We start from the raw sequence: 11,754 nt of genomic DNA, 5'->3' as shown, positions 1-11,754 counted from the left end.
TCACTTTTTACTTTCTCCCTAAAGCGGCTTGTTTCTCATAAAAGTCCAACCAGATTTGCAACAGATGCTCTTCAGAATACTCTCTAGAAATATTCTTAGCTTTTTCTTTCAAATCTTTTAAGGCAGCAGGATTCGCTTGATATTCCAGAATAGCTTCTTTCATCTCTTCTCTATCTGCTGTCGCCCTATAATTTCCCTCTAAAATCACCTTATAGAGATCCAAATCACGCAACATAATAGGAGCTTCACAACTGGCAGCTTCTAGGATAGTCATAGGAAAGAGCTCATTGTAACTAGGTAACAAGAAAAGATCCGCTAGGGCATACAATTCGCGCATACGCTCTGGCGATACAATACCTGGAAACATCAAATTTTTAGGGGGATTATCCATCATTTTCTTATAGCGTTCATACCCATCTGTCATACCACCAAAAGAGAAACCACCAGCCCAGATAAAGGTAATCTGAGGCAATTCCTCAGCCAAACGGATAAAATCATCAATTCCTTTGCGTTTCTGAACTTGACCAGCACCTACTACGATAAACTGATTGTCACTAAGACCTAGCTCTGTTCGCAGTCTGACTATCTCTTCTTGTGATAGAGGATGCCATTTTTCCTTGTTGACAAAATTAGGAATATAGGTCACTTTTTCACGTGGAATACCAGCTGCCACCAAATCCTCAATAAACATAGGATTGACCACAACTAAGTGCTCCATCCGGTTGTAAAAAGAAAATACATAACGTTTAACAATTCCCTTTAAGAAAAATGGAATCTTCAAACTCCCCTCAAGTGTATCAGGCAAAAAATGCACATAGCCAATTTTTCTCCCTGAGCGTTTCTTTTGGAATGTTGATAAATAATAGGGGAAATCAATTGTATGAAAGTGAGTCACATCTGCCTCGATTGGAAGATTTTCTGTAACAATCAATTGGTCCTTGGCATCACGGTGAAGAAGACGAATCAATTCACGGTAGGCACCTGAAACTCCTTGTCCTGCTACTTTCTCACTTGAACTCAACATATTGATGCGTAATTTCTTTTTTTCCATAACTACTATTATATCATTTTCTTTGAATAAAATCAGCAAAAGAAAGGAGAGACTAGAGGAAAAGAGGAGTAAATTTCCTCGCTTTTCCAACGGTCTCTCACATGCTTTTATATGTTTACTTAATGCCTAGGGCAATACGGGCATAGCGACTCATTTTTTCAACGGTCCAGGCTGGATACCAGACTAATTTGACCTCAGTATCCGTTACTTCTGGCACCTCTGTCATGGCATCATAAATCTGGTCTGTCAAAAGGTCAGCTAGGGGACAACCCATAGTTGTCAAAGTCATATCAATCTCTGTTTGCCCTGTATCACCGTCAAAACGAATCTCATAGATCAAACCAAGATTGACAATATCGATTCCCAACTCAGGGTCAATAACCTCTTCCAAGGCTGATAAAATTCGTGTTTTGATGTTTTCAATTTGCTCTTCTGTATAAGCCATGTTTATCCTCACTCTTAGTCTTCAATAAAATCACGAAGCGGTTTGCTGCGACTTGGTTGACGTAGTTTTCTCAAAGCCTTGGCTTCAATCTGACGGATACGCTCGCGAGTCACGTTAAAGACTTTACCCACATCTTCAAGGGTACGCATTTTACCATCATCTAACCCAAAACGAAGACGCAAAACATTTTCTTCACGGTCTGTAAGAGTATCCAAGACCTCATCCAACTGCTCACGCAAGACAATACGAGTTGTATAGTCCACTGGATTTTCAATCACTTCATCTTCGATAAAGTCCCCAAGGTGGCTATCATCCTCTTCACCGATTGGAGTTTCAAGAGATACTGGTTCTTGGGCAATCTTCAAGATTTCACGTACCTTGTCAGGAGTCATATCCATACGTTCAGCGATTTGCTCTGGTGTTGGATCTTGTCCCAATTCTTGAAGGAGATTCCGCTGTTCACGAACCAATTTATTAATGGTTTCAACCATGTGGACTGGGATACGGATAGTACGAGCTTGATCCGCAATAGCACGAGTGATAGCCTGACGAATCCACCAAGTTGCATAAGTTGAGAACTTGAACCCTTTAGAATAGTCAAACTTGTCAACCGCCTTCATCAAGCCCATATTTCCTTCTTGAATCAAATCAAGGAACTGCATACCACGGCCAACATAGCGTTTGGCGATGGAAACAACCAAACGAAGGTTGGCTTCCGCAAGGCGTTGTTTAGCTTCGATATCGCCAGCTTCAACAGCCAGTGCCAATTCTTTCTCCTCTTCATTGGTCAAGAGAGGAACGACCCCGATTTCTTTCAAGTACATACGGACAGGGTCATTGACCTTAGCAGAAGTTGAACCAATCAAATCCTCATCGCTAAGTTCTGGCTCTTCTTCAGTGCTAAGAACACGCGCACTTGGGTTTCCTTCATTATCTGTGATAGAAATCCCTGCATCCTGAATCCGTTGCAAGAGATCTTCAATCCCATCAGCATCCAAGGTAAAAGGAATCACCAGACTAGCATTGATTTCATCATCTGTTGCTGTCCCTTTTTGCTTATGATTACGGATAAATTCTGCTACTTGCACGTCAAATGTTGTTACTTCTTTTTGTTTTGTTGCCATTGTTACTCCATTCTTCTCTTTTGTGAAATTAAACGTTCCAATTCTTCTAAGGCTGTGTCGGTATCTCCTACATGGCTAGCTTCCTGCACCTTCTTTTTGATTCTCATATTGTCCTGATTCAAGAGAGCCTTGTTTCGAGTCATTTCTACTTCACTAAGTTCCTGCGGTGACATCTCAGCAGGTAAATCCTGAGCTAAGACTTGATACCAAGCTCTTTCAACTTCCTCTGTCTGTTCTGCTAAAACTTCTGGAGGAAGATTGCCATACTGACCAAGCAAATCATATAAGAGCTGAAATTCAGGTGTGTCAAATGCAAAGTCGTCTCGCAAACGGTAATCATTCAAAACAAGAGGGGATTCCATCATTCTATAAAGTAGATGGGCTTCTGCCCTCATAATAGCCGATAACTGCTTGGTGACAGGCATGGTGATTGGCGTCGGCCTGGAAATCCCTTCCATGCGATTCTGTCTTTGTGCCTGTCGACTCTCATTAACAATCTGCTCAATCTGAGCATAATCAAAGGACGCCAGACTGTCAGCTAAAATATGAATATAGCTATTTTGAGCAGTGATAGACTTTTCTTGAACAATCAAGGGAGTTATTTTTTCAATAAACTCAATCTGAGCCTGCAGATTTTCACTGTTTTCAGGCTTATAATGGTGAATGTAGAACTCAATGGGACTAATACGAGTTTTCGTTAATAGATAGGCCAAGTCTTCTGGGCCATTTTTTTGTAGATACTCATCTGGATCCAAGTTATCAGGCATACTGACGATTTGCACAGGCATATCGCCAATTTCATCCAAGGCTTTCAATGTCGCAGCTTGTCCAGCCTTATCGCCATCGTATACCAGAACTAACTTCTTGGTTAACCTTTTCAGATGCTCAACATGCTCATGACTCAAGGCCGTTCCCATAGACGCCACAGCATTTTCGATTCCAGCCCGATAGGCTGCAATGACATCCATGAACCCTTCCATGAGGTAAATCTCACTGGCTTTACCAGAAGATTTTTTTGCCCTATCCATATGATATAATTCGTAACTTTTGTTAAAAATTGCAGTCGATCTGCTATTTTTATACTTAGAAGTTTGTGAATCCGTTTTCTGCCAGATACGACCTGAGAAGGCAATAACCTTTCCCTGATCATTTGTCAGGGGAAACATAATGCGATTGTGAAAGGTGTCTACAAATTGATTGGCATCCGAGAGATAAAATAGCCCTGAATCCAGGAAATCCTCTTCACGATACTGACCAGACAAACGCTGATAGAGATAGTTTCGTTCTGGAGGTGCTAAACCAATCCGAAAATGCTTGAGCACTTCATCTGTCAAACCACGCTGATAGAGGTAGTTTCTGGCCTCTTCCCCCATGGTCGTTGTCATGAGAATAGCATGATAAAATTTGGCAGCATCTTCATGCATATCATAAAGAGCTTGGTGAGGCGAGGCTGGCCTCTGCTCACTATAAAGCGGTTTTTCAACCTCAATTCCAACACGCTGACCTAAGATTTGGACAGCCTCCATAAAGGGAACCCCTTGGTACTCCTCGATGAATTTAAAGACATCACCTGAGCGACCACAACCAAAACAGTGATAAAACTGCTTATCCTCTACAACGTTGAAAGAAGGTGTTTTTTCACCATGAAAAGGACAGAGCCCTAGATAGTTCCGTCCTGCCTTTTGTAAAGAAATCACATCTCCTATGACTTCCACAATGTTGGCATTGTTTTTGATTTCTTCAATGACTTGTTTGTCAACCATACACAATACCTCCATGTTATCATAGTTTCCTTTATATAGTATACTTTATTTCAGAAAAAAAGTAAACCATTTCATACGCTTTCCGTAATTATCTTTGCCTTATTTTTCTAGATAGAAAAGAAAGTTAAAAAAACTCAGAAACACTTTAACGCTTCTAAGTTTTTCTTCTCTATTTTTTGATGAAAATAAAGTTTATCTATTCAAATAATTGATAGTAGTCTGAGATTTTCATTTTTGCTTTTTCTTCTTGGGTAAAATCTTGGATAATCCGTCCTTCTTTCATGACAATCAGACGATTTCCGTACTTCAACGCGTCCTCCATATGGTGAGTAATCATAAGTGCTGTCAGCTGATCTTTCTTGACAAAGTCATCTGTCAACTCCATGAGAGCGACACTTGTCTTTGGATCAAGGGCTGCAGTATGCTCATCTAATAGGAGTAATTCAGGTCGCTTCAAGGTTGCCATCAAGAGACTCAAAGCCTGTCTTTGGCCACCTGATAAGAACTCAATCGGTGTATTCAAGTGTTTCTCAAGACCGTTTCCTACTTTTTCAATGGTTGCCTGAAATTCATCCTTATAGCTATTCAAGCGTCGTGGTAACAATCCACGCTTTTCACCACGAAACTTTGCAATCAGGAGATTTTCAGCAACCGTCATACGAGGAGCTGTTCCCATCTTTGGATCTTGGAAGACTCGAGACAAATACTTGGCTCTCTTCTCTGGTGAAAACTTGGTAACATCTTCACCTAAAATACGGATAGTTCCACTGGTTAGTGATAAGGTTCCTGCAATGGTGTTAAAGAGGGTCGATTTCCCAGCACCATTTCCACCTAAAATCGTGATAAAATCCTGTTCAAAAATTTCTAAAGAAACATCATTTAAAATAATCTTTTCTTCATCAAAGCCATTTTTAACAACTTTGGTTGCATTTTTTAATTCTACAATTGCTGTCATTTGCTTAACTTGGCTCCTTTCAAGATTGTTTGCTTAAATGTTGGAATCATGAGGCAGACTGCCAAAATCAAGGCACTGTATAAACGAAGGTAACTTGTATTAAAGCCAAGCGCGATGACAGCCCACACTAAGAATTGATAGGCGATAGAACCCACAACGATGGCAAGCAGACGCTCTGCCAAACTCAGACTCTTGAAAATAACTTCTCCAATAATCAAACTTGCAAGTCCCACAACGATAACCCCGATTCCTCGAGATACATCGGCATAGCCTTCTTGCTGGGCAATAAGAGCTCCTGCAAGGGCAATCACACCATTGGATAAGACCAAGCCCATGAGCTCCATGCGCCCAGTATGAATTCCGAAACTTCTAGCCATATCAGGATTGTCACCTGTAGCAATATAGGCTTGTCCGAGTTTGGTGTCCAAGAAAAAGAGCATGAGAGCAATGACAAGACTGACAAAGATAAGACCTATCAAGAGTTGGTTCAAGTCTGAATCAAAAGGTAAGACATCCTGGATTTGCTTAGTTCCAAGCAGTCCTAAATTCGCACGTCCCATAATCAAGAGCATGATAGAGTGACAAGAAGTCATCACCAAAATCCCTGAAAGTAAAGTCGGAATCTTCCCTTTTGTATAAAGAAGCCCTGCTGCCATTCCAGCCAAACAACCTGCTCCTACAGCAACAAGTGTCGCTAAAAAGGGATTTACACCTTTGGTTATCAGAGTGACAGCAACAGCTCCCCCAAGAGGGAAGGAACCTTCTGTCGTCATATCTGGAAAGTTTAAAATCCTAAATGTCATAAAGATTCCCAGACCTAAAATAGCCCAGACAAATCCTTGAGAAATAATAGATAATATCATCTGTTTCTTAACCTTTTCTATATGATTTCTATTGTAAAAAATTGGAGGAGATGTCCCCAACTCCTCCATTGTAGATTATTCAATCACTTGTCCTGCTTCTTTTAGAACAGATTCAGGAATAGTAATACCTAGTTCTTGTGCCAATTTTTTATTGATTACTGACTTACCAGTTGAAAAGACATTGACTGGTGTATCAGCTGGTTTTGCACCTTTCAAAACTTGCGCAATCATTTTACCAGTTGCCACACCAAGATCATGTTGGTCAACTACAACGGATGCCAAACCACCTGCTTCTACCATGGCAGTTGCGCTTGGGTAAATTGGTTTTTTAGCTGATTGGTTGCTTGATACAACAGTTGAGAAGGCTGAAGCAATGGTGTTATCAATTGGAACCCAGATAGCATCGACCTTGCTAGTCATAACGTTAAGTGTTGAAGCAATTTCATTTGTTGAAGGAACTGCAAATGTTTCTACTGTCAAACCTGCTTTTTCAGCATAAGCCTTAAATTCTTCGACCTGTGTTTTTGAATTGTCTTCACTACTTGAGTAAAGAGCTCCTATTGTTTTCACATTTGGTGTTAGAGCCTTGATGAGTTCAACTTGTTGTTGAGCTGGATTGTGGTCAGATACTCCTGTGATGTTGCCACCTGGTTTTTTCAAATCTTTAACCAAGTTAGCACCAATTGGGTCTGTAATCGCGGCCATGATAACTGGTAGGTCTTTTGTTGCACTAGCCAATCCTTGAGCAGCTGGTGTTGCAATACCGACAACCAAGTCATTGCCGTTTGCAACCAACTGTTTACTCATTGTCGCAACCTTACTTTGATCACCTTCTGAGTTCATAAAGTCAATTTTCAACTGATCATCTTTATAGCCTTCTTCTGCAAGTCCGTCTTGAATCCCTTTATAAATCAAGTCAAGAGACGGATGGCTTACAAACTGGAGGACACCAACTTTGGCAACTGTCTTCTCATTCTTAGCTTCTGGTTTATTCATTGAAGAGTAAATCAAGCTTCCTGCTACTAAGACTGCTAATGCAGCGATAATTCCAATTAAACGTTTATTTTTCATTCTATTTCTCCTTTTTAATTCCTTTAAACTACTTCACTTATCTGAACAAGCGACGCCATCGTTTTCTTTCCATACTAACCTCCATCAAAAAAGTCCTCACACAAAAACTTGTGTGAGGACGTCGATGCGCGGTACCACCTCAATTATAGGGAATTTCCCTATCGCTCTGTCTCGCAATTACGAGATGCACTATAAGGTGTGCTCACCGAATTTTTATGATTTCAAATTCTAAATAACATCCAGCCCAATTTTCATCATCACCACTTATCTGTTTTCAGCTACCACAGACTCTCTAAAAAGTTTGTATGATTACTTTTCTGAATGTTTAAATTATATCATTTTTCAATTACTTGTCAAGACTCTTTGAGTATTTTTTTGAAATATTCAAAAACTTCCCCTGTGGAAAAGAGGAAGCTTGATAGGTATCAACCTGAATTACGCAATCCTGTCGCAATTCCGTTGATGGTTGTATGGATTAATTTTTCTTGGTCGCTTGATAATTCTCCTCGGCGTTGACGTTTAATCAACTCCAACTGGATATAGTTAAGGATATTAAAGTAAGGCATACGGTAATCCAAACTTGCTTTTAGATATGGATTTTCAGCCAAGAGTTCATCGTAACCTTCGATAGCCAAGATGACTTCCTTGGTAACTTGCCATTCATTTAAAATAATCTCATAGATTGCTTTTACTTGATCATCTTCGCAAAGTTTGGCATATTCAAAAGCAATGTTCATATTTGATTTTGACAAGACCATGTCAACATTTGAAAGAAGTGACTGGAAGAAAGGCCAATTTTGGTACATATCTCGTAGAATAGCGATATTCTCTGGATTTTTATCGATAAATTCCTTGAAGCTTGATCCGACACCATACCAGCCAGGGAACATGACACGGCTTTGTGACCATGAGAAGACCCAAGGGATAGCACGCAAACCACCGATTTCAGTAATGGTCTTACGAGCGGCTGGACGAGAACCAATATTAAAGCTTGAAATAGCCTTGATTGGACTTGACTCAAAGAAATAGTCATAGAAATGATCATTACCAAAGACCAAATCACGGTAGATATCGTAACTACGGTTCACTACTTGATCCATAATAGCTTCATAGCGATTGGATGTATTGGTGTCGCTCTTCTTCTGCGTAATCATACGGTTAATGGCTGCAGAAACCAACATTTCAAGGTTATAGTAAGCAGCATCTTTATTACCGTATTTATTGCCAATTACTTCACCCTGCTCCGTCAAACGGATACGATCCTTGATAGACTTGAGCGGTTGAGATGTGATAGCTTCATAAGTTGGTCCACCACCACGACCAACAGTACCACCACGGCCATGGAAGAAGGTAACCTTAACGCCAAATTCATCTCCAATAGCAGTCAATTGTTGTTGAGCCTTGTAGAGAGTCCAACATGATGAAAGGTAACCACCATCTTTATTACTATCAGAGTAGCCAAGCATGATTTCTTGGTAGTTATTGCGCGAAGCAATCCATTTCTTAGCAAGAGGAAGAGAAAGGTATTCTCTCATAGTTTCTTCTGAGTGATCCAAGTCCTCAATTGTCTCAAAGAGAGGAACGATTTGGACACGGGCTCTTTCTTTATCAACTAGCCCTACTTCTTTTAGCAAGATAGCCAATTCCAGCATGTCTGATACGCTGGTTGCATGTGAAATGATGGTCTGACGAATGACATCATCACCCAACTTATCTTTCAAATTACGAGCAGCCTTAAAGATTGCTAATTCTTTTTCAAGTAACTCTGATTTTTCAACATGAGTGGCAGAAAGAATACGTGGATCTTCCTCCAATTCTTTCAAGAGAAGCTGGCATTTTTCTTCTTCACTTAGTTCGCTATAACGCGAATGAATTCCTGCTGATTTCAAAAGTTCAGCTACGCAGGCCTCATGAACACTTGAATCTTGACGCATGTCGATGGATGCCAAATAGAAACCAAAAATTTCAACTGCTTGAATTAACTCAACAAAATCACCAGAAATTAGTGCCTCACCCTTGTTTTCCAAGAGGGAATCACGGATAGTAATTAAGTCCTTATAAAAATCATTGGCTGTTTCATAGCGAGCCCCAATTTCCTTATCCTCAATCAGATAGGCTTTTGTTGCTTGAATTTTTGATTGAATATCAAACAGGGCACGACGATACAGCTCTTTTTCGCGGTAAATCGAATTATCCTTAGATTGACAAGCCATTTCTCTGACTTGCTTGCTGACATTGACAATACTTGTTGAGAGAGAGAACTCACGATAGAGCTGATAAATCTTTTCATCATAGTAGTTCATGATGACTTCACACTGTGTCATGGCAGATTGTTTCAATGTATCTGCTGTAACAAAGGGATTCCCATCACGGTCTCCACCAATCCACATTCCCATGGTAATTGGTTTAGGATGTTTCAACTCCAAGCCATGTTTTTTAGCCAGGCGCTTGTACTCAGCAGTCAAATGAGGAACAGCTTTCAGAAATGAACTATTGTAGTATTCCATAACATTCGTGATTTCATTGGTAACTTTCAATTTCTTTTCACGAATCATGTCTGTCTGCATGATAATCTCAATGTAACGACGGAGATCATTATGCCATTTTTCCTTGTTAATCAAGCCTAATTTTACATCACGATACTTACGCAAAAGGGTATGGATATGGTTGGTCAAATCCAACATACTCTTACGTTGTACTTGTGTTGGATGGGCAGTCAAAACAGGGACAACATTCAAGTGTTCTAGAATTTCAACCGCATTTTCTTTTTCTGCAACCATTTTGATTGTTGCTGACAATTTACCAAGATAATCTTGATCTATATTATTTTGGTGGTTGATTTCATAGGCCAAATCCACGTCTTCTGAAATATTAATCAAGAGAGGCAAGATAGAGAAATAGCGTGAAATATAAGCCATTTCATCATTTGTCAGGCTAGTAACCAATTGGTTCAAGCCTTGATAATCTTCCTGAGTTGACAATTCTTTCAACTGCATGATTTTTTCAAAAGTCTCTGGGGCAAGCATGTTTTTAGTGATATCTTCTAACAATTCTGTTAAAATCAATACTTCTTCTTGCACGACAGCTTTATTACTATAGTTTTCTAATTTTTGAAGAGACATAGGTAATCCTTTCCACTATCAGCTCTACATATAGTTTGATGAGTGAGCTTCTAACTCCTCATACAATTGAGCACGCTTTTCACTTGCATCAATATTTAAGACAAAGGCGATGGCTACAGATAAGACTAGGAGACTGTTTCCTCCTTGCGATAAGAAGGGGAAGGTAACTCCTGTTGAAGGAATAATACCAGAAATTCCACCGATATTAACAAAGACCTGTACCAACATCATCCCCCCAACTCCAATCGCCATCATAGAATTAAAGGGATTCTTAGCACGAATTCCCACCAGGATAATTCGTAAAATAAGGAAAAAGACAAGTGACAAAATCAAGCTGGCTCCCACAAAGCCAAATTCTTCAATGACAATTGAAAATACAAAATCTGTATGGGCCTCTGGTAAATAGCCACGTTTTTCAATTGAATTTCCTAAACCTAGACCAAACCAACCACCATTTACCATGGCAAAGTAGGAATTTGCAAGTTGGTGGCCTGCTCCTGCCAAATCGGCAAAAGGGTTAAAATAGGCGCTGAAACGCTTGGCAACATAACCAAATACTGGAACTTTTGAAAACTTATCAACCCCTATAAAAGAAATAAATGATAAGGATAGGGCAGAAATTCCGACTAAAATTCCAAAAAAAGCAAGAAACCATCTATAAGCGATTCCGCTAATTGTATACATAATCAAGGCAACCAAAGCTAAGATAGAAGCATTCCCCAAATCTGGGAAAATAGCAAGGCTCCCAATCAATACCAAGAGGACAAAGCGCCAGTCATTAAACGCACGAGGAAGCCACTGATTTTGTGTTAAAACTTGGAAATCATAAACAGCTATATCCTCTTGTTGTTTGGAAAATCTGTTTGCTAAATACCAAATAATAATAATTTTCAAATATTCGGCTGGCTGAATGGTCAAAGGTCCTACTGAAATCCAACCATAGGCTCCATTGACTGGCGTACCAATTATCCGAGCCATAGCTAATAGAATCAGCTCAACGAACATAACGATAAATAAAAGACGTTCGTTTCTTAAAAAATTCAGTTTCAATTTGTATATCAAGGCAATCAGTATCAAACTAAATATCCAAAACAGTCCCTGACTTCGGACCAATTGCAGTGCACTTTGGCCTTCTTGAATTAAAATAGCACTGGTTGTCGAATAAACCACAATCAAGCCCAAAATAGATAAAAGTAAGTAAGGAACTAGAATAGAATAATTTAATAGGTGCCTTTTACTAATCTTCATAGTATCACCACTCTAATGAGAACAACACAATTGCTTCCCAAATTCCGTTTGTTTTCTAGTTTTGATTGCTATTATACCATTTTTTCCGAAAGAAAAAAACTCTTATCCATCA

General features: G+C 39.6%; 9 protein-coding genes. All 9 read right to left on the bottom strand.

Going from position 1 to position 11,754, the window contains the following annotated elements; translation table 11 throughout:
• Window positions 1-7 precede the first annotated feature (7 nt).
• The 9 genes from AXK38_03950 to AXK38_03910 all read right to left on the bottom strand — a co-directional run bounded on the left by AXK38_03950 (window position 8) and on the right by AXK38_03910 (window position 11,642).
• Window positions 8-1,051, bottom strand: a complete 1,044-nt coding sequence (locus AXK38_03950) for a glycosyltransferase (GenBank protein ID AMH88453.1) — start codon at window positions 1,049-1,051, stop codon at window positions 8-10.
• Between the two features lie 115 nt (window positions 1,052-1,166).
• Entirely contained in the window at window positions 1,167-1,496 is a 330-nt protein-coding gene (locus tag AXK38_03945) for an aromatic ring hydroxylase (GenBank protein AMH88452.1), read from the bottom strand.
• A gap of 14 nt (window positions 1,497-1,510) precedes the next feature.
• Window positions 1,511-2,620: an RNA polymerase subunit sigma gene (locus AXK38_03940; GenBank protein AMH88451.1), complete on the bottom strand. Its 1,110-nt coding sequence runs from the start codon at window positions 2,618-2,620 to the stop codon at window positions 1,511-1,513.
• 2 nt (window positions 2,621-2,622) lie between these two features.
• Window positions 2,623-4,383 carry a DNA primase gene (locus AXK38_03935; protein AMH88450.1) on the bottom strand — a complete coding sequence of 587 codons (1,761 nt, stop codon included), beginning with the start codon at window positions 4,381-4,383 and terminating at the stop codon, window positions 2,623-2,625.
• Between the two features lie 196 nt (window positions 4,384-4,579).
• On the bottom strand, window positions 4,580-5,338 hold the full coding sequence (locus AXK38_03930) for a phosphonate ABC transporter ATP-binding protein (protein ID AMH88449.1): 759 nt from the start codon (window positions 5,336-5,338) through the stop codon (window positions 4,580-4,582).
• On the bottom strand, window positions 5,335-6,201 hold the full coding sequence (locus AXK38_03925) for a branched-chain amino acid ABC transporter permease (protein AMH89627.1): 867 nt from the start codon (window positions 6,199-6,201) through the stop codon (window positions 5,335-5,337). Before AXK38_03925 ends, AXK38_03930 begins: the two co-directional genes overlap by 4 nt.
• 75 nt (window positions 6,202-6,276) lie before the next feature.
• Entirely contained in the window at window positions 6,277-7,272 is a 996-nt protein-coding gene (locus tag AXK38_03920) for a peptide ABC transporter substrate-binding protein (GenBank protein ID AMH88448.1), read from the bottom strand.
• A 425-nt stretch (window positions 7,273-7,697) separates the two neighbouring features.
• Complete coding sequence (locus tag AXK38_03915) at window positions 7,698-10,394, bottom strand: phosphoenolpyruvate carboxylase (protein AMH88447.1); 2,697 nt, start codon at window positions 10,392-10,394, stop codon at window positions 7,698-7,700.
• 24 nt (window positions 10,395-10,418) lie between these two features.
• Complete coding sequence (locus AXK38_03910; GenBank protein AMH88446.1) at window positions 10,419-11,642, bottom strand: cell division protein FtsW; 1,224 nt, start codon at window positions 11,640-11,642, stop codon at window positions 10,419-10,421.
• Window positions 11,643-11,754 lie beyond the last annotated feature (112 nt).

This window comes from Streptococcus mitis, assembly GCA_001560895.1.
Taxonomy (GTDB): Bacteria; Bacillota; Bacilli; order Lactobacillales; family Streptococcaceae; genus Streptococcus; species Streptococcus mitis_Q.
Note: the sequence above shows the minus strand (reverse complement) of the source record. Positions and strands in the feature narration are given on the sequence as shown.

Bases quoted from the DNA above. Each gene is read 5' to 3' on its own strand.
- AXK38_03935 (AMH88450.1), bottom strand. From the start codon at position 4,383: ATGGTTGACAAACAAGTCATTGAAGAAATCAAAAACAATGCCAACATT.
- AXK38_03945 (AMH88452.1), bottom strand. From the start codon at position 1,496: ATGGCTTATACAGAAGAGCAAATTGAAAACATCAAAACACGAATTTTA.
- AXK38_03915 (AMH88447.1), bottom strand. From the start codon at position 10,394: ATGTCTCTTCAAAAATTAGAAAACTATAGTAATAAAGCTGTCGTGCAA.
- AXK38_03910 (AMH88446.1), bottom strand. From the start codon at position 11,642: ATGAAGATTAGTAAAAGGCACCTATTAAATTATTCTATTCTAGTTCCT.
- AXK38_03950 (AMH88453.1), bottom strand. From the start codon at position 1,051: ATGGAAAAAAAGAAATTACGCATCAATATGTTGAGTTCAAGTGAGAAA.
- AXK38_03940 (AMH88451.1), bottom strand. From the start codon at position 2,620: ATGGCAACAAAACAAAAAGAAGTAACAACATTTGACGTGCAAGTAGCA.
- AXK38_03930 (AMH88449.1), bottom strand. From the start codon at position 5,338: ATGACAGCAATTGTAGAATTAAAAAATGCAACCAAAGTTGTTAAAAAT.
- AXK38_03925 (AMH89627.1), bottom strand. From the start codon at position 6,201: ATGATATTATCTATTATTTCTCAAGGATTTGTCTGGGCTATTTTAGGT.
- AXK38_03920 (AMH88448.1), bottom strand. From the start codon at position 7,272: ATGAAAAATAAACGTTTAATTGGAATTATCGCTGCATTAGCAGTCTTA.